At 63.7% G+C, this 24,984-nt stretch carries 27 protein-coding genes, 1 tRNA gene and 1 pseudogene; 17 read left to right on the top strand and 12 right to left on the bottom strand.

What is annotated here, in order from left to right; translation table 11 throughout:
- Positions 1 to 2 precede the first annotated feature (2 nt).
- The 6 genes from MYCSM_RS27410 to MYCSM_RS27430 all read left to right on the top strand — a co-directional run bounded on the left by MYCSM_RS27410 (position 3) and on the right by MYCSM_RS27430 (position 3,468).
- Complete coding sequence (locus tag MYCSM_RS27410) at positions 3 to 209, top strand: ferredoxin (protein ID WP_015309433.1); 207 nt, start codon at positions 3 to 5, stop codon at positions 207 to 209.
- A 2-nt stretch (positions 210 to 211) separates the two neighbouring features.
- On the top strand, positions 212 to 757 hold the full coding sequence (locus tag MYCSM_RS27415; protein WP_015309434.1) for a nuclear transport factor 2 family protein: 546 nt from the start codon (positions 212 to 214) through the stop codon (positions 755 to 757).
- Between the two features lie 93 nt (positions 758 to 850).
- Entirely contained in the window at positions 851 to 1,978 is a 1,128-nt protein-coding gene (locus MYCSM_RS27420) for an NDMA-dependent alcohol dehydrogenase (RefSeq protein ID WP_041312760.1), read from the top strand.
- Positions 1,979 to 1,980: 2 nt separating this feature from the next.
- Positions 1,981 to 2,112, top strand: coding sequence for an NADH:flavin oxidoreductase (locus MYCSM_RS38765; protein ID WP_015309436.1), 132 nt, complete (start codon positions 1,981 to 1,983; stop codon positions 2,110 to 2,112).
- A gap of 59 nt (positions 2,113 to 2,171) precedes the next feature.
- Positions 2,172 to 2,606, top strand: coding sequence for a nuclear transport factor 2 family protein (locus MYCSM_RS27425; protein ID WP_015309437.1), 435 nt, complete (start codon positions 2,172 to 2,174; stop codon positions 2,604 to 2,606).
- Positions 2,607 to 2,634: 28 nt separating this feature from the next.
- Positions 2,635 to 3,468 (top strand): SDR family NAD(P)-dependent oxidoreductase, encoded by an 834-nt coding sequence (locus MYCSM_RS27430; RefSeq protein WP_015309438.1) that lies wholly within the window; start codon positions 2,635 to 2,637, stop codon positions 3,466 to 3,468.
- Here the strand turns inward: MYCSM_RS27430 and MYCSM_RS27435 are convergent.
- Positions 3,458 to 4,669, bottom strand: a complete 1,212-nt coding sequence (locus MYCSM_RS27435; RefSeq protein WP_015309439.1) for a glycosyltransferase — start codon at positions 4,667 to 4,669, stop codon at positions 3,458 to 3,460. The genes MYCSM_RS27430 and MYCSM_RS27435 overlap by 11 nt on opposite strands.
- A gap of 73 nt (positions 4,670 to 4,742) precedes the next feature.
- Here MYCSM_RS27435 and MYCSM_RS27440 point away from each other — a divergent pair, with 73 nt between their 5' ends.
- Positions 4,743 to 5,147 (top strand): HIT family protein, encoded by a 405-nt coding sequence (locus MYCSM_RS27440; protein ID WP_041312763.1) that lies wholly within the window; start codon positions 4,743 to 4,745, stop codon positions 5,145 to 5,147.
- On the opposite strand, the gene MYCSM_RS27445 is transcribed toward MYCSM_RS27440, so the two are convergent.
- From MYCSM_RS27445 to MYCSM_RS27475, 7 genes are all read right to left on the bottom strand, one after another.
- Positions 5,135 to 5,779, bottom strand: a complete 645-nt coding sequence (locus MYCSM_RS27445; protein ID WP_015309441.1) for an FHA domain-containing protein — start codon at positions 5,777 to 5,779, stop codon at positions 5,135 to 5,137. The genes MYCSM_RS27440 and MYCSM_RS27445 overlap by 13 nt on opposite strands.
- 12 nt (positions 5,780 to 5,791) lie before the next feature.
- Positions 5,792 to 6,796, bottom strand: a complete 1,005-nt coding sequence (locus tag MYCSM_RS27450) for an HTTM domain-containing protein (protein WP_015309442.1) — start codon at positions 6,794 to 6,796, stop codon at positions 5,792 to 5,794.
- Positions 6,793 to 7,308, bottom strand: coding sequence for a hypothetical protein (locus tag MYCSM_RS27455; protein ID WP_157681408.1), 516 nt, complete (start codon positions 7,306 to 7,308; stop codon positions 6,793 to 6,795). The genes MYCSM_RS27450 and MYCSM_RS27455 overlap by 4 nt, the downstream gene beginning before the upstream one ends.
- A 21-nt stretch (positions 7,309 to 7,329) precedes the next feature.
- Positions 7,330 to 7,668 carry a hypothetical protein gene (locus MYCSM_RS27460; RefSeq protein ID WP_015309444.1) on the bottom strand — a complete coding sequence of 113 codons (339 nt, stop codon included), beginning with the start codon at positions 7,666 to 7,668 and terminating at the stop codon, positions 7,330 to 7,332.
- A gap of 478 nt (positions 7,669 to 8,146) precedes the next feature.
- A complete protein-coding gene (locus MYCSM_RS27465) occupies positions 8,147 to 8,632 on the bottom strand; it encodes a hypothetical protein (protein WP_041312765.1) in 486 nt (161 codons plus the stop codon).
- A gap of 270 nt (positions 8,633 to 8,902) precedes the next feature.
- Positions 8,903 to 10,339 carry a sensor histidine kinase gene (locus MYCSM_RS27470; protein WP_085976583.1) on the bottom strand — a complete coding sequence of 479 codons (1,437 nt, stop codon included), beginning with the start codon at positions 10,337 to 10,339 and terminating at the stop codon, positions 8,903 to 8,905.
- A gap of 86 nt (positions 10,340 to 10,425) precedes the next feature.
- Positions 10,426 to 11,145 carry a response regulator transcription factor gene (locus MYCSM_RS27475; RefSeq protein WP_015309447.1) on the bottom strand — a complete coding sequence of 240 codons (720 nt, stop codon included), beginning with the start codon at positions 11,143 to 11,145 and terminating at the stop codon, positions 10,426 to 10,428.
- A 127-nt stretch (positions 11,146 to 11,272) separates the two neighbouring features.
- Here MYCSM_RS27475 and MYCSM_RS27480 point away from each other — a divergent pair, with 127 nt between their 5' ends.
- Entirely contained in the window at positions 11,273 to 11,974 is a 702-nt protein-coding gene (locus tag MYCSM_RS27480) for a hypothetical protein (RefSeq protein WP_015309448.1), read from the top strand.
- Between the two features lie 2 nt (positions 11,975 to 11,976).
- Here the strand turns inward: MYCSM_RS27480 and MYCSM_RS27485 are convergent, their stop codons facing one another.
- The gene (locus tag MYCSM_RS27485; protein WP_015309449.1) at positions 11,977 to 12,306 is read right to left on the bottom strand and encodes a hypothetical protein; all 330 of its coding nucleotides are present in this window, start codon (positions 12,304 to 12,306) and stop codon (positions 11,977 to 11,979) included.
- Positions 12,307 to 12,355: 49 nt separating this feature from the next.
- On the opposite strand from MYCSM_RS27485, the gene MYCSM_RS27490 reads away from it, so the two are divergent.
- Positions 12,356 to 12,430 (top strand) — tRNA-Thr (locus MYCSM_RS27490).
- 46 nt (positions 12,431 to 12,476) lie between these two features.
- Entirely contained in the window at positions 12,477 to 12,881 is a 405-nt protein-coding gene (locus MYCSM_RS27495) for an HNH endonuclease (protein ID WP_015309450.1), read from the top strand.
- A 272-nt stretch (positions 12,882 to 13,153) separates the two neighbouring features.
- On the opposite strand, the gene ponA2 is transcribed toward MYCSM_RS27495, so the two are convergent.
- Complete coding sequence (gene ponA2 / locus MYCSM_RS27500; protein ID WP_015309452.1) at positions 13,154 to 15,697, bottom strand: transglycosylase/D,D-transpeptidase PonA2; 2,544 nt, start codon at positions 15,695 to 15,697, stop codon at positions 13,154 to 13,156.
- A 369-nt stretch (positions 15,698 to 16,066) separates the two neighbouring features.
- On the opposite strand from ponA2, the gene MYCSM_RS27505 reads away from it, so the two are divergent.
- Positions 16,067 to 16,729, top strand: coding sequence for an Abi-alpha family protein (locus tag MYCSM_RS27505; protein ID WP_232425676.1), 663 nt, complete (start codon positions 16,067 to 16,069; stop codon positions 16,727 to 16,729).
- Positions 16,726 to 17,988, top strand: a complete 1,263-nt coding sequence (locus MYCSM_RS27510; protein ID WP_015309454.1) for a hypothetical protein — start codon at positions 16,726 to 16,728, stop codon at positions 17,986 to 17,988. The genes MYCSM_RS27505 and MYCSM_RS27510 overlap by 4 nt, the downstream gene beginning before the upstream one ends.
- Positions 17,989 to 18,090: 102 nt before the next feature.
- Here MYCSM_RS27510 and MYCSM_RS39165 read toward each other — a convergent pair.
- A pseudogene (locus MYCSM_RS39165) lies at positions 18,091 to 18,288 on the bottom strand (acyl-CoA dehydrogenase N-terminal domain-containing protein); the annotation flags it as partial.
- Positions 18,289 to 18,386: 98 nt separating this feature from the next.
- Between MYCSM_RS39165 and MYCSM_RS27520 the strand changes: the two are divergent.
- From MYCSM_RS27520 to MYCSM_RS27535, 4 genes are read left to right on the top strand one after another with little or no spacing between them, the layout of a single operon-like run.
- Positions 18,387 to 20,576 carry a hybrid sensor histidine kinase/response regulator gene (locus MYCSM_RS27520; protein ID WP_015309455.1) on the top strand — a complete coding sequence of 730 codons (2,190 nt, stop codon included), beginning with the start codon at positions 18,387 to 18,389 and terminating at the stop codon, positions 20,574 to 20,576.
- Positions 20,573 to 20,953: a response regulator gene (locus tag MYCSM_RS27525; protein ID WP_015309456.1), complete on the top strand. Its 381-nt coding sequence runs from the start codon at positions 20,573 to 20,575 to the stop codon at positions 20,951 to 20,953. The genes MYCSM_RS27520 and MYCSM_RS27525 overlap by 4 nt, the downstream gene beginning before the upstream one ends.
- Positions 20,953 to 22,062 carry an adenylate/guanylate cyclase domain-containing protein gene (locus MYCSM_RS27530; protein ID WP_015309457.1) on the top strand — a complete coding sequence of 370 codons (1,110 nt, stop codon included), beginning with the start codon at positions 20,953 to 20,955 and terminating at the stop codon, positions 22,060 to 22,062. Before MYCSM_RS27525 ends, MYCSM_RS27530 begins: the two co-directional genes overlap by 1 nt.
- Positions 22,063 to 22,069: 7 nt before the next feature.
- Positions 22,070 to 23,632 (top strand): peptide ligase PGM1-related protein, encoded by a 1,563-nt coding sequence (locus tag MYCSM_RS27535; protein WP_015309458.1) that lies wholly within the window; start codon positions 22,070 to 22,072, stop codon positions 23,630 to 23,632.
- Here the strand turns inward: MYCSM_RS27535 and MYCSM_RS27540 are convergent.
- On the bottom strand, positions 23,629 to 24,339 hold the full coding sequence (locus MYCSM_RS27540; protein ID WP_015309459.1) for a cutinase family protein: 711 nt from the start codon (positions 24,337 to 24,339) through the stop codon (positions 23,629 to 23,631). The two genes, MYCSM_RS27535 and MYCSM_RS27540, sit on opposite strands and share 4 nt — an antisense overlap.
- 205 nt (positions 24,340 to 24,544) lie before the next feature.
- Here MYCSM_RS27540 and MYCSM_RS27545 point away from each other — a divergent pair, with 205 nt between their 5' ends.
- Positions 24,545 to 24,910, top strand: coding sequence for a hypothetical protein (locus MYCSM_RS27545; RefSeq protein WP_015309460.1), 366 nt, complete (start codon positions 24,545 to 24,547; stop codon positions 24,908 to 24,910).
- Positions 24,911 to 24,984: the final 74 nt, after the last annotated feature.

Below are 24,984 nucleotides of genomic sequence, written 5' to 3' on the forward strand. Positions count from 1 at the left end.
TGATGTCCTATCGAGTGGAAGTTGACTTAGATCTCTGCCAGGGCCACGCCATGTGCGAGGTCGAGGCCCCCGACTACTTCACGGTACCCAAGCGCGGCAAGGTCGAGATCCTCAATGACGAACCACCCGACGAAGATCGGGCCCAGATCGAACAAGCCGTGTGGGCATGTCCCACCCAAGCACTGTCCATCAAAGAAGATAAGGACTGACTATGCCGTCATTGCCGCGTGCGGACCTCGACAAGTGGGTCGAAGAGTGGCTGGAAGCCAACCGCGAATGCGAGCGCAAGGGTGACTGGAAACCGCTGGCTGAGTTCTACACAGACGACGCCACGTACGGCTGGAACATCGGTCCGAAGGAAGACGTCATGTGCGTCGGCAAGGATGAAATCCGCGACGTCGCACTGGGTTTGGAGATGGAGGGGCTGGAGAACTGGGTGTACGAGTACCAGAAGGTGCTCGTCGACGACAAGCAGGGCGAGATCGTCGGGTTCTGGAAGCAAATCGTCAACAAGACCGACGGCACCCAGGATGAGATCTACGGAATCGGCGGCAGTTGGTTCCGGTTGACCGCCAATCTGAAGATCGAGTGGCAACGCGATTTCTTCGACTTCGGCCACGTTTCCCACATGTTCGGCCAGCTGATCGGCTCCGGCGATCTGAGCGCCGGTATGCAGAAGCGGATCGAACGCGCGATGGCCGGGGAGAAGCTGCCCGGCTATTACCCGCTGGGACAGGCGCCGGTGCCGATCTGGTGACTCCCGGCCAAGCGGTTGCTTGGGGGTGGGTGTGACGCACCTAACTAATGCCTCTAGTCTGTGGTCAGTGGCTCTAGCGGAAGGCACATGCGGATGAAGACAAAAGGCGCTCTCATCTGGGAGTTCAACCAGCCGTGGTCGATCGAGGAGATCGAGATCGGCGACCCCGTCAAGGACGAGGTGAAGATCCAGATGGAGGCGTCGGGGATGTGTCACTCCGACCATCATCTGGTCACGGGCGGCATCCCGATGGGCGGCTTTCCTGTGCTCGGCGGCCATGAGGGCGCCGGCATCGTCACCGAGGTCGGGCCTGGAGTGGAGGAAGTCGCCCCCGGCGACCACGTGGTGCTGTCCTTCATCCCGTCGTGTGGACACTGTCCGTCGTGTCAGGCGGGGCTACGCAACCTCTGCGACTTGGGTGCAGGGCTTCTCAACGGCGCCGCCGTCTCCGACGGCACGTTCCGGATCCAGGCCAAGGGCCAGAACGTCTTTCCCATGACGCTGCTTGGCACGTTCTCGCCGTACATGGTTGTACACAAGAGCTCGGTGGTGAAGATCGACCCGTCGATCCCGTTCGAGGTGGCCTGCCTGGTTGGCTGCGGCGTGACCACCGGATACGGCTCCGCGGTGCGCACTGCGGACATCCGGCCCGGCCAGGACGTCGCGATCGTCGGGGTCGGCGGTGTGGGCATGTCGGCCCTGCAGGGTGCGGTCAATGCCGGCGGGCGGCATATCTTCGTCATCGAGCCGGTCGAATGGAAGCGTGACGCAGCTCTGAAATTCGGTGCTACCCATGCCTATCCGGACATCAACACCGCCCTGATGGGCATCGCCGAGGTCACCGCGGGCTTCATGGCCCACAAGGTCGTCGTCACGGTCGGTGAGCTGCACGGCGAGGACATCGACAACTACATGATGATCACCGCCAAGGGCGGAACGTGCGTCGCGACCGCGATCGGCAGCCTGCTCGACACGCAGGTGACGCTCAACCTGGCCATGCTCACGCTGATGCAGAAGAACCTGCAGGGCACCATCTTCGGTGGCGGCAATCCGCACTACGACATCCCGCAACTGTTGTCGATGTACAAGGCGGGCAAGCTCAACATCGACGACATGATCACCCGGCAGTACAAGCTGGAGCAGATCAACGAGGGCTACCAGGACATGCTGGACGGCAAGAACATTCGCGGCGTGATCCGCTACACCGACGACGACCGGTAGCGGTGGCCCGCGGGTTCACCCACCTGTTGCGGCCGGGCCGGATCGGCTCGATGACGCTGCGCAACCGGTTGGTGATGTCTCCGATGGAGACCATGTACGGCACGCCGCTGGCGACTGCACCGGGCTCGGGCTGATCCGCAAGGCCACCGAGGACGGCGCCCGCGCCGCCTGCGCCATCTAACAAAGGAGTGAAATGAGTCAGGAGACAGTCGAGAAGACACCGGTCGTCACCGCGTCGGAATCGTCATGGCGCTGCGTGCAATCCGGCGACAGGGACGGGTGGCTGGCTCTGATGGCCGACGACATCATGATCGAGGACCCGATCGGCGATGCGTTCACCAATCCTGGCGGCGCAGGCGTGCGTGGCAAGGATGCGGTTGCGGCCTTCTACGACGCGAACATCGGCCCGAACGGGCTGACGGTCACACGCGAGGAGACGTTCCCCTCGAGCTCGCCGACCGAGATCGCTTACATTCTGGTGCTGCGCACCGAGTTTCCGAACGGCATGGTCGCCACGGTGCGCGGCGTGTTCACCTACAAGGTCAACGACGCCGGCCTGATCACCAACCTGCGCGGCTACTGGAACATGGACACCATGCAGTTTTCCGAGCCGGACAACAAGGATTAGCGCGCTTCTCGCCGGCCGCGGAGCCGTCGTGGTTGGCGGTACCCGCGGCGTCGGTCTTGCCGTCGCGGAACTCCTGGCACAGCAGGGCGCCGGCGTGGTGGTCAACGGACGCGACAAGAACGCGGCCGCCGAAGCGGTCCAACTCATTACGGGCGCCGTCGCGTTCGCAGGCTCTCCCGCCGAACCCGCCGTCGCGGAGGCGTTGATCGACACCTGCGTCCAAGAGTTCGGCCGGATCGACATCTTGGTGAACTGCGCGGGCACCGCCGGGCTGGCCAGCGAGTCGATCCTCACCGTGACCAGTGCACAATTCCGCGACCTGGTGGACTCGCATCTCGGCACGACCTTCGAGACATGCCGAGCGGCGGCGCCGAAGATGGTTGCGCAGGGTGGCGGTTCGATCATCAACACCAGTTCGTTCGCATATCTCGGCGACTATGGCGGAACCGGTTACCCGGCGGGCAAGGGCGGCGTCAACGGATTGACGATGGCGATCGCGGCCGAACTGAAGGAGCACGGTGTGCGTGCGAACGTCGTCTGCCCTGGCGCAAAGACGCGGTTGTCGACGGGCACCGAGTACGAAGACCACATCGCCGCGCTGAATCGCCGTGGTCTGCTCGACGACGTCAGCATGCAGGCGGCGCTCGACGCTCCGCCGCCCGAGTACGTCGCGCCGACCTATGTTTATCTCGCCAGCGATCTCGCCAGGAATGTGACGGGACAAACCTTCGTTGCCGCAGGCGGTTTCGTCGGATGCTTCGACCGCCAGACACCGTCGATCCTTGCGTATCGGGACCACAATGGCTCGCCGCCGTGGTCGATCGACGAGATCCACACGACGGTGGAGAGAGTTAGGCGCTGAAAACCCTTCGCAGCGCCACGAATCGGATCAACGTCGCGACGAGGTTCGCCCCAACGAGCACCGACAACTCCACCACCTTGCCGACCGTCGGATCGAACCGGTGCAGCACGAACAACGAGCCGCTGGTGACGGCCAGACAGAACACGAACACCAACAAACCGTTCAACTGATGCCGCGCGACGCCGGTACGGCCATGAATGCCGAACGTGAAGGCCCGGTTGGCCGCGGTGTTGGCGATCGCGGTCAACAGCAACGCGGCGAGGTTCGCGGCCTGCGCGCCCATCATGGGGTGAAGCAACAGATAGAGCAGGGCGAAGGCGAGCGTGCTCGCGATGCCCACGATGCCGAACCGCACCATCTGGCCGACCATGCCGCGCGGCACCCCGACCACCAGCGGCTCGCGGCCGAGGCTGCGCTGCAACTCGCGGATCGGCAACTCGCCTGTCGCCAGCGCGCGGCCCACCCGCCAGCAGCCCTTGAGGTCGTTGACCGCGGTGCGGACGATGTCGACCCGCGAGTCCGGATCGTCGACCCAGTCGACAGGAACCTCGTGGATGCGCAACCCCGCCCGCTCGGCGATCACCAGCAGTTCGGTGTCGAAGAACCAGCCGGTGTCGGCGACGTGCGGCAACAGTTGACGCGCCACTTCGGCCCGCACGGCCTTGAACCCGCACTGCGCGTCGGAGAACTTGGCGCCCAACACGCCACGCAGAATCAAATTGTAACTGCGAGAAACGAATTCGCGCTTCGGCCCCCGCACCACACGTGACGACGCCGCCAATCGTGAACCGATCGCAATGTCGGAGTGACCCGAAATCAGCGGCGCCACAAGCGGCATCAACGCAGACAGGTCGGTGGACAGGTCGACGTCCATGTAGGCGACCACGTCGGCATCTGAGGCCATCCACGCGGTGTACAGCGCACCGCCGCGGCCCTTGGCGTCGAGGTGAATCACGTCGACATCGGACAGCTCGTCAGCCAACGACTCCGCGACCGTCAACGTACTGTCGGTGCTGGCGTTGTCGGCGATCGTGATTCGCGACGGATAAGGCACCTCGGTGGCCAGAAAATGATGCAGCCGGCGCACGCTTCCCGGGAGATCTCGCTCCTCGTTGTAGACGGGAATCACGATGTCGAGGACATAGCTGCGCGCCGAACGCGCGGCCACCTCGGTCGTGCGGGGAGCTGCCAGGTCAGTCACGATGTCGAGCGTCTCTAAATAGGCTGCTACCCCACTGCGGCGTAGCTGGGAGCTTGCTGGAATGCTGGGGCCCATGGCGACCGTTTTCACCAAGATCATCAACGGGGACATACCGGGCCGGTTCGTCTACGAGGACGACGATGTGGTCGCCTTCCTGACGATCGCGCCGATGACGCAGGGCCACACGCTAGTGGTGCCGCGCGCCGAGATCGACCAGTGGCAGGACGTCGACGCCCCGGAGTTCAACCGCGTCATGGCGGTCTCGCAGCTGATCGGTAAGGCGGTCTGCATGGCATTCGACGTCGAGCGTGCCGGTCTCATCATCGCCGGGCTCGAGGTGCCGCACCTACACGTGCACGTGTTTCCGGCCCGCAACCTGAGCGACTTCGGGTTCGCCAACGTCGATCACAACCCGTCGCCGGAATCACTCGACGAGGCGCAGGCGAAGATCAAAGAGGCGCTGGCTCACCTCACCTGAGCGGGCACATCCGCTTGCGTCTGAGGGCAGACCAGCATCGTGCGAGAAACAGCGCCGCGTCGGACAACATCATTGGCCAGTGCGATCCGCCGCCCAACCCCGTTGGGGACGCCGAACTTTTCATACAGGTTTTGCAGATGTTGTTTGATGGCCGCCTCCGTAACGAACAACTCGCGAGCCATCTGTTGGATCGAAGCGGGTTGAGCGAACGGGTCGTCGGAGACCAACGGCCGACACAACGAAACGAGGACATCGTGTTCGCGTGGGGTCAAACGTGGCCGAAGCCGCGTGCATTCGTCGGATTTCGTAATATCGTCGGCCGGCACCTTGTCAGCTTGCGTTGCCTGCCAGAAGATCAGCCGTGAATTGCCGAGGCGCAATTCGTCGCCAGAACGCAGGATCCGCTCTGCAGTGATCTTTTCTCCGTTTACATACGTGCCATTTCGACTACCCAGATCCCTGATCGACCAAGCCAACCCGAAGTTTTCCAAGAGGGCGTGGACACGGGAGACAGTTGGGTCCTGATTCAGCGATATCTGACTGGTTGGGAGCTTGCCGAGGCTCACTCGCTGGCCGGCCAGCGCGATCAACTCTCGTCCTGATGGTTTCGAGATTTCGAGGTAGGAAGACATCTGCAGTTCCTGTTAGTTGTGGATGAGTTGGTCGGGTTGGGTCGCCGCTGTGGGTGGCGGCGGTGCAAGGTCGGGTTGAGGGTCGCGGCCTAGCCGTGCCCGCAACTGGGTGATCGCGTGCTTGATCGTGTCCGGCAGTCGCCGAGCGGTGTCGGGGGCGATCCAGGCCACATACAGCACCATCATCGCGTAGCTGAAGATGCCGATCTCGATGTTGAGGTCGATACCCATATGCAACAGCACCCCGCCGCCCAGCACCCACGGCCGGAAGCGCTTGTTCCACACCAGCACGCCCAGCGCGAATTCGATCACCAAGGTGCCCCAGGTCGCCGCGTTCATCAGCGACGGGCTGGTGCTGATCCAGTCCGGAACCGGCATGCGCTGCATGTCCTTGAGCCGCAGCGCATATGACACCGCGGTGCCGTCGAGCCATGTCTGCCCGGACAGTTTGGTTTGCACGCACACCACATAGATGATCGACATCTGCACCTGGATCAGCCGAATCGGCCAGTTGGGCAAGGTCTGCGCCGACCAGAACGACCCGGTGCGACGACGCTGATCCAACGACAACGCCGCCCCGCTCGGCGCCAGTGCGATGAACAGCGCCTCGATGCGCACTACCGCATCACCGGCATTGAAGAACCAGGGATCACGCCGCTGAAACGACAGAATCAGGATGAAAACCAAGATCGCGGCAAACCGGCTATGCCAGCCCACCATCAACGCAATCGAGGCCGCCAACAACAACATCCAGCCGATCAGCACCGCCGGGTTGCTCGACCAGACGTCAAAGACACCCCAGGTATACGGAATCGACGGCCGTTGCGGCGCAACCCCATTGGTGCCGAACATCTCGTCCAACAACGGGAAGAGCCACAATGTCCACAACACCGCCAGCGCGCCAAAGGCCATCCGCACCAACCCCAGCGTGTACATCGGTTGAGGCCCAAACCAAAACGCCTGCCAGCTCTTACCAATCGCCGGTAGCCGGCGCATTCCTACGTTGTGTTCGTTCATCGCTGTCCCAAATCTTCCTTGTAGAGGGTCTCTACCCCGGTCTTTCCGTGGCCGCTTTGCCCAGGCGCTAACAATCTTTCTGTGCGGACAATGATCTGCACCCTTACAGCGCGCTCGGAGGGTCCGGTCACCTGATCCACCACCCAGTGAGCCAACGCCGGACGGCTACGCGCATCGCTATACAGCGTCTCCCGCAGCTTGCGCCACCGATGTGAAACTGCCACTCCCACAATAGGATCGCTGTCCAGCGGCAACTTCCACACCCGATCAGCGCCGTCGGCCATGGTCACATGGACCTCGAGCTCCTCCAGCCGCTGAGGCGGATTCGGCGCATACATCGACCAGTACTGCTCCAACCCGGTAGCCATCGCAATCGGCGTCAACACCGGCGACAACGACTGTTTCAACGACGAACCAGCCGGCAAGTTGGACACCACGGCAATGAGCACAATCAGCGCAAGCAAGGCGCCGACAGCACCCTCGACAACCAACTTCGCAAATCCCTTAGCCATCATTTTCTGCTTCCTTGTCCGTCAGAAAACGAAGGTGCTGCCGGTGACGATGGCGCCACCCGGGAACCAGACGATGGTGTTACCGGGGTCATCGGTGATGGCAATGGGGGGGCCGGGGGACTCGACGACGGTATTGCCGTCGGTGTCGCCCGGATGGATGTCGAAAGAGGGGATGCCAACGGTGCCGACGGTGCTGACACCTTGTGTGTTGGTCCAAACCGAATCTCCCAGTTGCGCGTTGTCGGTGACGTGCTGGGCCGATGACCCGGCGAGCGCCGCGACGCCGAGAGCCAGAGCGCCCGTCGCCAGGCCGACGCCGACGGCTCGACCGGACGCTGTGCGCGTTCTCTGTGTTGTCATGACGTACTGCTCCTAATGTCGTTGAGGGCAAGGCGTTGGTATTGCGTTGCCGCGAATGTGAATTCCGTTTCGAGAAGCGTAGGAATTTCGCTGTGTGCTAGAACATCCCCGGCAGAACCAGAGTTTCCTCATCGGGGGGAAGGTCGACCTTGCCCGCAGGGAAGGGCGGGCGGGAGAGCGCTGATCAGCGAGCCGACCACGCTCCCATAGCGAGCCGCCGGAACCCGTGCAAACGAAAAGAGCTGCAGCGCGCTTCGGCGATCAACCGCGGAAGCGCGCTGCAGCTCTTGTTAGGTATGGATGAGTTGGCGGGTTCGGTCACCGGTGTGGGTGATCGACGCGAAACCGCAACCCGCGCAACAGGATTGTTGTCAAACTGCGACACCCAACACGGCACTGGGCCGCCGACTCCCCGTCGGCGGCCCAGCCAAGCCCTGTAGCCATTTCTCTGGATCCTTTGGGCCTAGAACACTCCGTGTCAGGGGAACAGCAAGGTGTTGACGTTGCTGCCGGTGGTCTGACCGGTGGTGTTGCCGATGGAGTTGCCTGCAACGGTGTTGCCGACTGTGTTACCCACGGTGTTGCCACCAGTGATGTTCACGCCACCGGGGCCTCCGGCGACCGTGTTGACATTGTCACCAAACGTCTGACCAACCGTGTTGCCGATCGAGTTGCCTGCAACGGTGTTGCCGATGGTGTTGCCCACGGTGTTGCCACCAGTGACATTCACCCCGGGGAACGCGACGGTGTTGACGTTGTCCCCGAAGCTCTGACCAACGGTATTGCCGATCGAGTTCTCGAGGTACGTGTTGCCGGACGTGTTACCGATGGTGTTACCGCCCTCGGCGGCGATCGTTGCCGGCCCGCTGGAAAGCAGTACGGCGGTCAACGCCGCACCACCGATCACCAGGCTGGCGCCTGCGACACGGCTCATCGCCGCGCGCTTGCTCTGTTGTTTCATCATGTTTCTTTCCTCATTTGTTTGGGTGGCAGTTCGCTGCCACTGCGTAGTCGGAATGTTCCGACGTCCAAGAACCATAGAAATTTCTCCACCCGCCGCGACATCCCTGTCGGAAACAGAGTTGTCTTCCTCGGGGGGGTAGGTCGACCTTGCCTACGGGTGGGTACGGGACGGCGGGCCCGCGGACGGTTTGATCACCAGGTGTGGGTGATCACGACCTGCATGACTCTCACCGACAAATCGAAACAACCTCAGGGGCAAGCGAATTCGCGCTCAACTCACGTGTGCCGGCATATCGGCGATCCGCGGCAGGTTGACCTTGAAACGACAACCCTCGCCGGGCGCGGTGACAACGCTGACCGAACCGCCGTGCGCGTGTACCAGCGAGTCGACGATCGACAGGCCCAGCCCAGTGCCGCCGCTGGCGCGGGCGCGTGATGAGTCGGCGCGGTAGAACCGCTCGAACACCCGGTGCGCGTCGTCCTTGCTCATGCCGGGGCCCTCATCGCACACCTCGAGCACCGCGTTGTCATCGTTGGTGCCGACCCGCACCGTGATGCCGGCGGTGTCGGGGGTGTGCTGCAGCGCGTTGGCCACCAGGTTGCCAAGCACCTGACGCAGCCGAGCCTCGTCGCCGAGGACCTCTGGTATGCCGGGCCCGTCGAACACTTCCATCGTGATTTTGCGTCCGGGCGGCGCGATCGACTGCGCGTCGTGCACGGCATCGCTCGCGATGGCCAGCAGGTCGACGCGGCGCCGATCCAGCGGGCGCTGCTGGTCGAGCCGGGCCAACAGCAGCAGATCCTCGACGAGCAGACCCATCCGACGGGATTCGCTCTCGATTCGGCTCATCAACATCTCCACGTCGTTGGCGGCGCCCTGCCGATACAACTCGGCGAAACCGCGGATCGTGGTCAGCGGGGTGCGCAGCTCGTGACTGGCGTCGGTGATGAACCGGCGCATCCTGTCCTCGGAGGTGCGGGCCGCGTCGGCCGACGACTCCGACGACGCCACCGCACGCTGGATCTGCGCAAGCATTCCGTTCAGCGCCGCCGACAGCCGCCCGACTTCGGTGCGCGGATCACGTTCTGGCACACGACGATCGAGCTGTCCGGACGCGATGGCCGCCGCGGTGCGCTCCACTTCGACCAGTGGCCGCAGGCTGCGATGCACCACCCAATACCCGACGACGCCGAGCACCAGCAGCACAGCGCCGCCGATGCCGAGTTGCGCGTAGATCAGCGCGCGCACCGTCGTCTGCACATCGGACAGATCGATCGCGACCGTCGTCAACTCACCGCGCAACCCGCGCACGCTCATCGCCCGCCACTGCACGGTCGAGTGGTCGATCGAGCCGACAGTCACCGGCACCGGTCCCACGTCGTTGTCGGCGGGCAGCGCGGGCTCGGCAGCGCGGTCGTTGACCGCCATCCAGATGCGGCCGTCGGGATCGATGCCGCGCACGTAGAAGTCGGACGGCGGCCGGGCCGGGTTGGGGCCTTCGATCGGCGGGGTCGGCATCCGGCGCGGGGCCTGCGCCCAGCTGCGGGAGGCGTCGAGCAGCGTCTCGTCGACGCGATTGGTCAGGTCGTGACGCAGGATCGTGGTGACCGCGATCCCGGATGCCAGCAGGCCGCCCGCCACCAGCACGAGGGTGGCGGCGACCAGCCCCACTCTTAGGGGTATGCCTCGCCCGCGCAGTACGGCCACACCCCTATTGTCGCGAAGAAATTAGCTGCGTCGTCGGCTCTTGGCCGAAGGCTCTTCGCCTAACGGCTCATCACTGCGCCAGCGACTCATCGCGGCTCACGCAGGACGTACCCGACGCCCCGCAACGTGTGCAGCAGACGCTTCTCGCCGGTGTCGATCTTGCGCCGCAGGTAAGACACATAGGACTCGACGACGTTGACGTCGCCCCCGAAGTCATAGCGCCAGACGTGGTCGAGGATCTTGGGCTTCGACAGCACGGTGCCCGCGTTGATGATGAAGTAGCGAAGCAGCGTGAACTCCGTCGGCGACAGGGAAACGGGCTCGCCGGCCTTCCAGACCTCGTGGGTGTCCTCGTCGAGCTCGATGTCGGCGAAGGTCAGCCGGGCGTTGCGGGGCTCCTCGACGCCGCGGCCGGACCGCCGCAGGATCACCCGCAGCCGCGCGACCACCTCTTCCAGGGAGAACGGCTTGGTGACGTAATCGTCGCCACCGAGGGTGAGGCCCGCGATCTTGTCTTGGAGGGAGTCGCGGGCGGTGAGGAACAGTGCCGGGGAGTCGATGCCGTCGGCCCGCAGCCTGCGCAGCAGGCCGAAGCCGTCCATGCCAGGCATCATCACGTCGAGGATGACCGCATCGGGACGTACTTCGCGGGCTTTGTCCAGCGCCGCGGGCCCATTGGACGCGGTATGAACCTCGAAGCCCTGGAACTTCAGGCTCACCGAGAGGAGCTCGACGATATTCGTCTCGTCGTCAACGACGAGAATCCGCGCCTCTGGAGTGTTGTCAGGTAATGCAGCCATCGCCATTCCGCTAATGTCCACGACTTCACTTGGAATCATGCTGCATGAAGCCTGTTAGATTCCTGTGAGTTTGTTTCCAGGCACGACGCGGAAGCCCCAGGCGCGCCGACCCTACACCCATAGACTGAGGCCCATGAACCTCGGCAAAGCGCTGACGGACCTCGCCACCGCGCCGGTACGCGTTGGTATCGCGGTCGCGGAGACGGGCCTCGACATCGCCAAGGGCGCGTTGGGACAGGCCCAATCAGGGTCGGGATCGGTGGCTCACATCTTGGGCATCGACGACGCCGTCGAGCGTGCCAATCGGCTGGCCAGACTGATGGATGCCGATCAACCGCTCGGGCGCGCACTCGCGCCGGACGGTCCGGTGGATCGCCTGCTTCAGCCCGGCGGCCTGGTGGACCGGCTGACCGCGCCGGGAGGTGTGCTGGACCGGGCCACCCAGGAGAACAGCGGCCTGATGCGCGCGATCGAACCGGGCGGACTGGTCGATCAGTTGCTCGCCGAGGACGGTCTGATCGACCGGGTGCTCGCAGAAGACGGCGTGGCCGATCGGCTTCTCGCTGAAGGTGGGGTGATCGACACACTCACGGCAAAGAATGGTCCGCTCGAGCAGCTCGCGATGGTGGCGGACACCCTCAACCGGCTGACGCCCGGCCTCGAGGCGTTGGAGCCGACGATCGAAGCGCTGCGGGAGGCCGTGATCACGCTGAGCCAGGTGGTGAATCCATTGAGCAACATCGCCGACCGCATCCCGTTCCCCGGTCGCAGGCCGAGAAGCCGGCCGTCGTCGCGGACGGTGCCGTCGCAGCGGATCATCGAAGCCGAGGAGTGACCTCAGCCCTCCGCTTCGACGGCCTCGATGCTCTTTGAGATGTTCTCCGGAGCCGGAGGGTGCACGCCGTCCTGCCACTGCTGAAGCAGTAGGACGACCGAGCCGCGCAGGATGCGGACGTACTCATCGACATCGCCGGATTGCTTGTATGACTCGATCCGGGCTGCGACGTCGGGCACCAACGGCTTCAGCGCGGTGGCGATGCTGAGGCCCAGGCGGCCCTCGGTGCTGGCACTTTTGTCGAGGAGCGTCAGCAGCTGCTCGACCTCCGGCCGCGTCAGGCCCGGGTAGATCCGCGGGAAGTCATCGAGCAGGTCGTCTTTGACACTCACGGGCAGCGGACTTCCCGAACCGGCGACCCGATAAACTCGGAGCCCGCAGGCCTCCTTAGCTCAGTGGTAGAGCAACGCTCTTGTAAAGCGTAGGTCGTCAGTTCAATCCTGACAGGGGGCTCCACTCGGCAAACTGCTGTTTGTCGGTAGCCGTTCGTAGTTTCGTTCGCATGAGACAGTGTCGCGGTTGCGGTTCGCCACTCTCGAAGCGCAGCCAAAAGATCTACTGCGGCAACGCATGTCAGGCGTCCTTTCGGCGCAAGTCGAGTACGGAGCGTTGGCTCGAATCCGGCGAGGCGCGAATCGACAGCCACCAAGGTCACTACATCAGGGAGTATCTCGTCGCCGCCCAGTCCGGCCGTTGCGCGATATGTGGCGGAACCGGCGAGTGGTTTGGCTTGCCGCTCGCATTCGTGTTAGACCACGTGGACGGGGACCCGACCAACAATCGACGGGAAAACTTGCGGCTGATCTGTCCGAACTGTGACTCGCAGCTGCCGACGTACAAGAGCCGGAATCGTGGCAACGGACGCCACTACCGGCGACAACGATACGCCGACGGTCAGTCCTACTAGCGGGCTGACAATCGCAACTAGGTTTCGTCAGCAACCTGATTTCGCGACTGGTGCCGCCCCGGGGCGTCTGGATCGTCGTGTTGATGATCGAGCTCGTTCTGGAGCTCACGCTGTTCTTCCGTCGCCTTGGTGGCGTCCTTCGGGGTCGCTCGCGGGTTGTTCTCCTGTGCCATGGCGTTGCAATACCCGCTCAGATGAGCCCATAACGAAAGCCGCCGGGTCCAAAACCTTCGCCCTTGAAGCGATCACCTCGCCGTAGTCGGCACGTACCGTCACGGTGGTGGCGGCGGCGGTTCGATCGGCGGTGGTGGTGCCAATGGCGGCGGGGGCGGTGGCCCGAACGCCGGTGGCGGCGGTGGCGGTGGCGCGAACGCTGGAGGGGGTTCGCCGGGCGGCGGCCCGACCAGAGGCACGAAAATTGGTGGCAACCCCGGAATCTCAACGACCGTCATGCCGTCCGGCGGAACGACGGGTGGCGGCGGCTCGCCGGGCGGTGGCGGCGTGGGCGGCGGTGGAGCGGGCGGAATTCCGTCGCTGATGTTGATCGTGACGATCGACCCGGGAATCGTTTTACCGCTCGGGGTGGTTCCGACCACGGCACCGTAGCTCGAGAAGCTGTTCACGGGTGTCGGCTGGTCGGCGACCTGAAATCCGGCGTTCTTCAACCGCTCTCGCGCCGCGTCCAGTTTCATACCGGACACGTTCGGCACCTGACTACCCGACGTGCCGTCGACGTAGCGCAGATCAGTTGGCGGCAGGTGCACATCGCCGAAATCGGTGGCAATCGGCTTCATCGCCTCGAACCACGTGCGGGCGGGTTCGCTACCGCCAAACAGGTTGCCGCTGCCGCATTTACGCAGCGGGAACGAACAGATCCCAGACGGATTGCTGGAGTCGTCGAAGATGTAGTTCGCGGCCGCATAGTGATTGGTGAATCCCACGAAACCTGCGGAGCGATGCGATTCGGTGGTGCCGGTCTTGCCTGACATCGGCAAGTCCCATCCCACCGATGCCGCGGCGCCGGATGCGGTGCCGGGGCTCACAGCGTCCTTGCTCAGCGCGTTCGCCAACGTATTGGCCAGCCCCTCCGGCACCGCCTGTTCGCAGGGCTGACTCGCAACCGACACCTCATTTCCGTGGCGGTCGAATATCTTGTCCACCGGATTCGGCGGACACCACACTCCGCCTGATGCGAGTGTTGCCGCCACATTCGACAGCTCGAGCGCATTGAGCTCGAACGGCCCCAGCGTGAACGAGCCGATGTTCTGTCTCTTGATGAAGTCGGCCAGGCTTTCATTACTCTCCGGGTCATAGTCTCGCGCCGTTCCCGGCAGCGCGTAGGACCGCATCCCGAGGCGCACCGCCATGTCAACTGCGCGGGGTACGCCAACCTGTTGAATCAACTTGGCGAATGCGGTGTTTGGCGAGACAGCGAGCGCGTCAGTGACGTTCAGAGGGCCCCGGTAGTTCCCTGCATTCCTGACACACCATGTCTCCTTCGGGCAGCCGGGAGTATCGCTGCTGCCGAGCCCTTTGGCTTGGAACGAGCCCGGCACATCCAATTGAGCGTCGATCCCCATGCCCATGTCGAGCGCGGCCGCGGTGGTGAAGATTTTGAAGATCGAACCGGCGCCATCGCCGACGAGCGAGAACGGCAGCGGCTGCATGGTCTGGTGGGCATCGTCGTTGAGTCCGTATGCCCGGTTGCTTGCCATCGCGATCAGTCGATGGGCGTCCTTGCCAGGCTTGATCACATTCATCACACTTGCGACGCTGTCGAGGGTCGGGCTGGCCAACTTGTCGATCGCCGACTTGACCGAACCCTGCACCTTCGGGTCAAGCGAGGTGCGAATCAGATAGCCGCCGCGAGCCACTTGGTCCGTGCTGATCCCGGCCCGCGCGAGGTAATTCAGCACATAGTCGCAAAAGAAGCCCCGATCACCGGCGGTGATGCAGCCATTCGGCAGTCCGTTCGGCTCGGGCAGCACGCCCAGCGGTTGGGCCTTGGCCGACCGCAGCTCGTCGGCGTGCTGCGGAAGATTCTCGATCATGGTGTCCAACACGATGTTTCGCCGACTGAGCGCACTGGCGGGGTTGGTATAGGGGTCGTGCAGACTGGTCGACTGCACCAGTCCCGCCAGCAGCGCGGCCTGCTGCCAGTTCAGCTCGGAGGCGTTGATACCGAAGTAGGTTTGCGCGGCGTCCTGAATGCCGAACGCCCCATTGCCGAAATACACCAGGTTCAGGTACCGGGTCAGAATCTCGGCCTTGCTGAGTGACTTGTCCAGCGCCAACGACATCCGGATCTCGCGCAGCTTTCGTGCCGGTGTCAACGCGACAGCGGCGCGCCGTTGGGCGTCGGTCTGAGCCGTCACCAGCAGCTGGTAGTTCTTGACGTACTGCTGCTCGATTGTCGAACCGCCGCGCGTGTCGGCGTTGCCGGCGAGGTAGCCGGACAAGCCGGTCAGTGTGCCGGGCCAGTCGACGCCGTTGTGTTCAGCGAACCGCTTGTCCTCGATCGAGACGATCGCCAGCTTCATCGTGTTGGCGATCTGATCGGTTGGCACTTCGAAACGGCGCTGCGTGTACAGCCAAGCGATGGGATTGCCGTCGGCGTCGACCATCGTCGACACCTGTGGGACGTCACCCGCGATGAGTTGCGAGGAGCCGTTGGCTACGACATCAGCCGCGCGATTCGACATCAACCCAATGCCGCCGACGAACGGGAACATCAACGCCGCCGCGAGCGCCCCGGCCATCACACAGCAGCCCGCCAACCCGCGGACTGCTGCCCCCGTCGGCCGCCCCTCCGACATATTTCCAGGTTATTCGCGGCCACCGCCCGAATTCGGCTTATTGACGAAAGCGTGACACTACGTATATCGGGCACCGACGAAGTCGGGCTCACTGGAGACGCTGAACGCGACGAAAGGAGGCCTCCCCCATCGCATTTGATGGAGGAGGCCAACCCCTCACCAGAGGGCGCTACTTGGCGTGTGCGTGCCGCGCGGTGCTTGCGCCCTTTTCCGCGCTCTTCTCTGCGCCGCTGGACATTGCGGCGCTCGACGTGGACGACGTGTCTGTCTTCTCAGTCGTCGTCCAGTCGCTGCCCCCCAGCGCAGGCGAAGGCGTGAGTTAATGACGTCTCGCTGATGGGCGTAGGCCCGAGCCGCTACGGTTTTCGCGTGGGGAACTCCCAAGACCCGTTTGGGCTCGTCGGAATGGCGTCGGGCGTGGCAAAGTTCTGGCTTCGCACGTCGATCCGAACTCAGGAGCAGCTGGTCGGACTGCTCGGCGAGAAGCCGGAGGAGCCCGATGCGCCAGCACGTCCAGGCACCCCCGAGCCGGCGGACACCGACGCGCTGGGCTCGAAGATGCGCGAGTTGCTCGAGCGGGCTCTGGACAACAGCACCAGCAGCAGTCAGATGGAGCTGTTTCATCACATCCTCGACCAACTCGTTGCGGACGAGGCGCGGATCATCAGCGCACTTTCCGACGGCTCGTCGTCGCCGCTCGTGAGCGTCCATGACTGGACGCGACGCCGGGTACAGGGTCGGGCCGTACTGGAGAATGCGTCGCTGATCGGGCGCACCGCCAACGTCGCCTTGCCGGAAATGGTCCCGTCCTACGTCAGCCATCTGCTGTCTCTCGGCCTCGTTGAGGTCGGCCCCGAGGACCCCGACCTGAAGGACGATTACGAGGTTCTGATGGCGGAGGCGACGGTGCTGGCAGCCATCAAGACCGCGTCGCGCGGCCCACTGGCGGCGAAAGTCGACAAGCTCACGCTGACGCTGTCAGGGCTCGGGCAGGCGCTGTGGGCGGCAACGATGCAACAAGGGGACCCGTGACCAACGTTGTGGTCGCGCTTCAGACCTGGCAGGAAATCAAACACGACTTCGGCGCCAATTGGCTGATCTATTTGTCCATGCCGTTCGTCGCCGCATTCGTCGGCTGGAGCACCAAAATCGTTGCGCTGGAGATGATTTACCGGCCGCTCGAGTTCAAGGGCATCGGCCCGATCGGCTGGCAGGGCATCGTGCCAAGGCGGGCGGGCAAGGTCGGTTCGAAAACGATCGAGTTGCTGACCGCGAACCTGCTTAAACCCGAGGAGTTGCTGGAACGCATCGATGCGGCGGAAGCCGTTGAGGCGCTGCGCGCCCCGCTGGTGCAGGCCGTCGACGAGATATCCCGTGATCTCGCCGAAGAAATCCGGCCAGGACTGTGGGACTCGCTGCCCGACGCCGCGCGCAAGGCGGTCCAAGAGCGGATCCAAGCCCAAGCACCCCGGGTCACCGAGAACATGCTCAACGAGATGAAGGCGGACCTGGGTCGCTACGTCGATCTCCAGTTCCTCTCCGTCACCACGTTGGTGCGCAACAAGGACAAGCTGATCAAGCTGATGCGCGGCCTGAGCGACGACGCGATGGCATTTGTGCGGCGCAGCGGAATCTACTTCGGCCTCGTGATCGGCCTCGTGCAGATGGTCGCATGGGCATTGTTCAAGAACCCATGGATCATGCCTGCGTTCGGCTTTGCCGTCGGCTTCTTGAGCGACTACATCGCGCTCAACATGTTGTTCCGGCCGGTGCAGCCGAAGAAGTTCTTGGGCTTCATTCCTTTCCAGGGCCTGCTTCACGCCCAACGCGACAAGATCACCCGCGACTACGCCAAGATCCTCGCCGATGACCTTTTCGCTCCCGAGATCCTGTTCGACGGCATCATCAAGGGCCCCGGCTCGGACAAGCTTTTCGCGCTGGCCGCCAAGGAAGTCGAAGCAGCCATCGACTCGCAGACGGGAATCGCAGGCCCCATCGTTGCTCTTGCGGTGGGCACGAAACGCTATCGCGCACTCAAAGACCGAGTGGTGCAGCTTGTTCTCGAACGTTTCCCTTCGACGCTGCTCGAAGCCCAGGACTATGCCACCAGCGCGATCGACCTCGAGAACACCATTGTCGAGAAGATGAATCAGCTCACCAACGAACAATATGAGTCGATTCTGCGGCCCGTCTTCAAGGACGACGAACCCCTGATGGTTGTGGTCGGGGGCATCCTCGGTGGCGTGGTGGGCGAGCTGCAGGTGCTACTCATCGAGCATTTCGGCCACTAACTTCCGAATCGGTTCACATCGGCCAGCCGAGTTGTCGGTGCTCAATGATCCGGCTCTCAGCGCCGCGGTCAATATGTTGTGTTCGCGGGCGCCCAGTGAGATCGCCGCCTCGATCAGTTGCATGTCCCGAACGGTGGTGCCATCGAGTTCGCCGAATTCGCCTGTAGCGAGCACTTTCTCGAGGTCCAGGACCTCGAAGAGGTTGAACTCCAGGTCGCGCACATTGGCTGGGTAGTGGCTCGTCGGCAGCCTTTCGCCGTCGTTGCGCTCAGCGCAACCGCCGCCGGACACCGGCCGCATATCACATGCGTGTGAGGAAATTGACGAATCTGTCACGGCCAATTCGCTGTCGACTCGCTGTGGAAACCGCAGACTTAGACGAGTCCGGGGAGGGTCGAGTGGCGGAACGAAGCGAACGCACGACGCGCGTATCACGAGCCTCGAGCGAGCTGAACCGGCAGTTGCGCGACGCCCGCGAGCAAGCAGCCGCGAGCCGCGAGATTCTCGCCGCCCTCGGCCGGGCAGGCGCCGACCCAGATGACATCCTCGACACGATCCTCGAGCACGCCACTCGCCTGTGCCGTGCGCAGGCTGCGACGTTGTACATCCCCGAGGGCGACACATTTCTGCTTTCCCGCGACTCCGGCAAGATCTCCGAAGAGTTTCGCAGGCAGGTACTCGACCAGCCGCTCGCTCGCAACCGGTCGTCCACCGTCGGTCGCGCGGCCCAGGAAATGCGGACCATCCAGATCGCCGATGCGCTCAACGATGCGGAGTACGGGCGCAGCGATCTGCAAAGCCTTGCTGGCTTTCGCACGCTGTTGTCCACGCCGATGATGCTGCAGAACGAGGTCGTCGGTGTGCTGTCCATGTGGCGCACCAACGTCGCGCCGTTTAACAAGCGCGAATGCGAACTCCTTGAGGAGTTCGCCGTCCAGGGTGCGATCGTGATGCGACAGGACGCGTTGCGCCGCGCATTGGACCGACAAGTCGCACAGCTGGAGGTGCTGCGGGAAGTCGGAGACGCCGTCGGCTCCACCCTCGATCTCGACGAAGTGCTGGACCAGATCGTCAGCAACGCCGTGCAGCTCACCCGCACCGACGGCGGATCCATCATGGAGTACGACGAGTCGACCGACTCGTTCCACGTTCGTGCCGCGTACGGCAGCAGCCAGGAACTGCTAAAAGAACTGCGCGCCATCACAATTGACCGTAAGACCACGCTGGTGGGCAGGGCCGCGACAGCCCACCGGACGGTCGAAGTGCCCGACCTCGCCGCTGCGGAGCTCGACCCCCACCTGGCCGCCTTGCTCCGCGACGGCTGGCGGTCCGTGCTCGCCGTTCCCATTTTGCGAGGCGACCGGATCCTGGGTGTGCTGGTGATCCGGCGCCGCGACACCGGCTCGTTCGGGCCTCATGTGCAGCTGCTCGAAACCTTCGCAGGCCAGTCCGCACTTGCCATCGTCAACGCGCGCCTGTTTGGTGAGCTGCAGACCAAGACAAGAGAACTCGAGGTCGCCAGCCACCACAAATCCGAGTTCCTGGCCAGCATGTCCCACGAGCTGCGCACCCCGCTCAACGCGGTCATCGGTTTCTCAGAAGTGTTGCTTGACCGAATGTTCGGCGAGCTCAACGAGCGGCAGGACGAATACCTGCGCGACATCTGGAACTCCGGCAAGCACCTGCTGGAGCTGCTGAATGAGATCCTCGACCTCTCCAAGGTCGAGGCGGGCCAAATGATCCTCGAGCCAAGCACGTTCAGTGTCACCAGCGCTATCGACTATTGCGTTGCGATGCTTCGGGAACGCGCTACTGCGCACTCGATCACGGTCACCGTCGACGTCGCCGCCGAGATCAACACCATCGACGCCGACGAGCGCAAGTTCAAGCAGGTCGTGCTCAACCTGGTGTCTAACGCGGTCAAGTTCACTCCCGACGGCGGATCCGTGTCGGTCCGCGCTTCTCGCGAAGGCTCCGAGCTGTTGGTAACGGTGACCGACACGGGTATCGGCGTGCCTGTCGAAGACCAAGAACGAATCTTCGAGTCGTTCCAACAGGGCCGCCGCGGCGCGCCGAAAGAAGAGGGCACCGGCCTTGGCCTCACGTTGTCGCGGCGCTTCGTCTGGTTGTGGGGCGGGCGGATGTGGCTTCAGAGCACTGCAGGTGAGGGCAGCACGTTCGGGTTCTCCATCCCGGGGGTGCTGAAGGGTGATGAAGGTGTGCCACAACACCTTCCGGTCATCCTTCTCGTCGACGACGACCGAGCGTCGCTGGACCTCAACTCGGCATACCTCGATGGTTCGCCGACACGAGTGCTGCGGGCCACAGACGGTCTCGAGGCCCTCGAGGTGGCGCAGAAAGAGCGACCGGCCGCCATCGTCCTCGAGGTTGGGCTACCCAAGCGCGACGGCTGGCAGGTGCTGACCGACCTCAAAGCCGATCCCCACACCGCCACGATCCCGGTGATCATCGCGACTGACGTCGACAATCGCGCCCGCGGGCTCGCCCTCGGTGCCGAGGCCTACCTACGCAAACCGATTGGCCGCGACGAGCTGATCGAGGCGTTGAAACGAGCGGGAGCGCTGTGACGACACGCCGCATCCTCGTGGTCGAGGACAATCCGTTGAACCTCAAGCTGGTTCGCGAGGTGTTGAGTTTCGCCGGCTATGACGTCATCGAGGCGCAATCCGGGGAAGAAGGCCTGCGAGCCGCACAGGAGACTCCCCCGGATCTGGTGCTGATGGACCTCCAATTGCCCGGCATCGACGGAACCGAGACGCTGCACAGACTGCGGCAGGACACCCTGGGCCCGGAGATACCGATCGTTGCCGTGACGGCCTTCGCGATGGCCGAGGACAAGGAGCGGGCATCGCGCGCCGGCTTCGACGGCTACATCGAGAAACCCATCAGCGTGCGCGCGCTACCCGGCCAGATCGAAGCATTTTTCGACGGACAGGCGGACTGATGGACCTCACCGCGACGGTACTGGCTGTCGACGACCAGCTGACCAACCTGAAGTTGCTCGACGCGGTCCTCACTCCGCGCGGACACCGGGTGCTGACAGCGCAATCGGGCGCCGAGGCACTACAGCTTCTCGAGACCGAGGACATCGACCTCGTTCTGCTCGACATCCTGATGCCGCAGATGGACGGTTACGAAGTGTGCCGTCGAATACGGTCAATTCCCGCAACCGAATTCCTTCCGGTAGTGATGATCACCGCCAGCGGAAGCGAACAACGGCTGGCGGCCCTCGAGGCGGGCGCCGACGACTTCGTCACCAAACCCTTCGACAAGAGCGAGCTGCTGGCGCGGGTGGCGTCGCTGACGCGGATCAAGCGTTATCACGACACTATCCGCCGCCAGGCCGAGGAGTTGGCTCGATGGAACGCCGAGCTCGAAACCCGGGTCGCTCACCAGGTGTCGGAATTGGAGCGCACCAGCCGGCTGCGCCGTTTCCTGTCCCCCCAGCTGGCCGACCTCGTCGTCGGTGACGAGAGCCTGCTCGCCAGCCACCGCCGCGAAATCGTCGTTCTCTTCACCGATCTGAGGAACTTCACGCCGTTCGCGGAGACCAGTGAGCCCGAAGAGGTGATGGGCGTACTCGCCGAGTACCACCACGCCATCGGCGGCCTCGTCCACGCGTACGAAGGCACGCTGGAGCGGTTCACCGGCGACGGAATCATGGTGTTCTTCAACGACCCTGTCCAATGCGATGATCCCGCACAGCGGGCCGTACGGATGGCACTGGATATCCGGGATGCGGTGCGAGATCTCGCCGATGGCTGGCATCGCAGAGGCTATGAGCTCGCCGTGGGAATCGGTATAGCCCAAAACCATGCGACGCTCGGCCGGATCGGCTTCGAGGGGCGATTCGATTACGCCGCCATTGGCAGCGTCACCAACCTGGCTGCGCGACTGTGTTCGGATGCCGGGCCCTGGCAGGTGCTGGTGACCGACCGCGTGCTCGCGGCCACCGAAGACATCTGCGTGTCGGAAATGGTCGGGGACGTACAGCCCAAGGGATTCAGCCGCAAAGTGCGCGTGCACAACATCAGCGCGCTCAAAGAAAAGTAGGGAAACCATGTCACCCAGCCAGAAACTGTCGGAGCTCGACGAAGACAAGCGCTACCGCTACTTCGATGAATTGCAGCTGACCATGCCCGCGGTTTGGGAGTCGATGAGACGCGACCTGGAGGGCGAGTCGGTCGTGGTGGTTCCATCGATCAGCATCGCGCGCACCACACCCGGCAGCGGCACCGTCATGCAGGCGATGGAGGAACGTGCGCTGTTTCTGCTGCTTCTGCTGCGCCAGCCTCGGCTGCAGATGATCTATGTGACGTCGCAGCCGATCTCCGAATCGATCATCGAGTATTACCTCGGGTTGCTGCCCGGCGTGATTCCCAGTCACGCCCGCGCCCGGCTCACGTTGGTTCCCGTCGGCGACGCGTCGACGCAACCACTGAGTGCGAAATTGCTTGCGCGGCCGCGACTTCTGCGGGAAATCAGGTCACTGATCCCCGACCCTGACCGCAGCCACCTGATCCCCTACAACACCACACTGCTCGAGCGAGATGTCGCGCTGAGCCTGCGGATTCCGATGTACGGCGCAGATCCACGGCTCGAGGACCTCGGCAGTAAGACGGGCTGCCGCAGAATGTTCGAGGATCTCGGGGTGCCATGCCCGGTGGGCGCCGAGGACCTCCGCACAGTCGACGACATCGTCGCGGGTGTGCAGAGCATGCGCGCGCGACGGCCGTCGCTGAGCCAAGCGATCGTGAAGCTCAACGAGGGTGTCTCCGGGGCCGGCAACGCGATGGTCGACCTGAGCGACCTGCCCGCCCCCGGCACGCCAGACGAGGCCGCCGTCATCACGGACCGCATCATGAACTTGCAGCCGGAGGCCGAAACACTTTCCGTCGACGCCTATCTGACCGCCTTCGAGAAAAACGGCGGCATCGTCGAAGAGCGGATCACCGGCGAAGCACTGGAAAGTCCGAGCGTGCAGATGCGTGCCCTGCCCGACGGGACCGTCGAGCTGCTGTCCACCCATGACCAGCTTCTCGGCGGAAAGAGCGGCCAGAAGTACCTAGGTTGCGTCTTCCCGGCCAACCCCGACTACGCCGCCGCCATCGCCGAGCCCGCCATGGTGATCGGCAGGCGCCTCGCAGAGCTCGGCGCGCTCGGCAGGTTTGCGGTGGATTTCGTTGTGGTGCAGGACAACACAGGCGCATGGACGCCGTACGCGATCGAGTTGAACCTCCGCAAGGGCGGTACCACCCATCCGTTCCTGACCCTCCAGTTCCTCACCGACGGCACCTACGACGGCGAACGCGGGGTGTTCCTGACACCCAGCGGCAGCGAAAAGCATCTGGTCGCCACCGACCACTTCGAGGACGACCGACTCAAGGCGCTGACCGTGCGGGAGCTGTTCGACGTCGTCGTGCGCCATGGTTTGCATTTCGACCAGGCTCGGCGAACGGGCGTGGTGTTCCACATGATCAGCTGCCTCACCGAGTGCGGCCGCGTCGGGCTGACCGCGGTCGGCGACACCCCCGAGGACGCAGCGCGCCTCTACGAGCAGGCGCAGTCCGTCGTCCTACAGGAGGCCCAGCAGGCGCTCGAAGAAGGCTACGTGATCGGTTAGAGCCGGCCGGCCGCGAATGCTGCGCCCTGGTTGACCATGCCATTCATTGGATACATCGCGTGCGCGACCGTGGGTCCGCCCAACGGAGCGCCGTTGCAGATCGTGTCACCGTCGGCGCATAGATCGAGGGTCTTGGGCACATACAGCGGACCGATGACGACGGGCGGAGCGCCGGCCTCGCTGAGCCACTGCGCCGATGGCTTGCCGAACAGAACGACCGCAGCGACGTGGTTCGCCACCTCAGGCGGCATCGGATTCGGTATGAACGATCGGAATTCGGCAGGGACTGCATCCGGTATGGCTGCTGCGGTCACATAACCCGCAACGACGGCGCCCTGGGAATATCCCGCAATGATGATCCTGGTGTTGGGACAGTTCGCCGCCGTCGCCTGCACATGGGTGCCGGCGTCCCTGATGCCGTCGACGACGGTTCTCGCAAACCCGATGCGGTCGCCAAAATCGCCGCTGGCGGCATAGTTCACGGGATACACGTCCATCGATCTCGCGCCGATCTGCGAGCGCATCGTGTCGACGAACGCCTGTCCGACCCCGCCCACTCCAGGTGGTTCGCCGGTACCCCGCGCGAAGACAACCTCCACGTCCGGGCAAGGCTGAGCAGATGCGACTGGGCCAGACGCGGTGAGTAGCGCCGCCCAAGCTGTCATCACAACAGCACCTAGGAATGAAGTCATTCGGCGACCGGTCATGAAGAAACTCCTAAGACACCGGGTTGGCGGCGTGATGACCGCCGCCAATCTGATCCTGTACCCCGCTGGTGCTGGCCGTAACCATCCCCGGACAGCGCTGCATGGACTGGTTGTCCGCCAGCCGCGACGTTAGTCGGTCGGGGCGATTTCGACCCGCGCGGGATTTCGATTCTCAACGGCAGTGGCGTCTGATAAAGCTAAGGCCATGGCCGAAGCCGGGTTTTGGGTCGCATGGGGCCTGCCCACACAGGGACGTGAACGACAGGCGCTTGACCTGCTCAACGAGACGCGGGGCTATCTCGAGCGGCTCGTGCAGGCTCAGCAGATCGAGCGTTTCGACGTAGCCATCCTCAAGCCGCAGACCATCGAGTTGGGCGGCTTCATCTTGATTCAGGGCAGCGAGGGGCAGATCGACACCTTGCGCCGTGACGCCGACTTCCAGATTTGGGTCAACCGGGTGCAGTTGGTCGCCGACCGTGTCGGGATGGTGGATGCCTGGGTCGACGAGGGCCTCACCGAAGCGACCGACCTCTACAGGCAAGCGCTGCGAAAGGGCGACCTGTCCACCTAGTAGACGTAGCTCGCCCGGCAGGCACTTCGCGAAAAGCCCAACAAGATCAATACCACAGCGACTGCTGTTGTACA

This window comes from Mycobacterium sp. JS623 (assembly GCF_000328565.1).
Lineage (GTDB): Bacteria > Actinomycetota > Actinomycetes > Mycobacteriales > Mycobacteriaceae > Mycobacterium.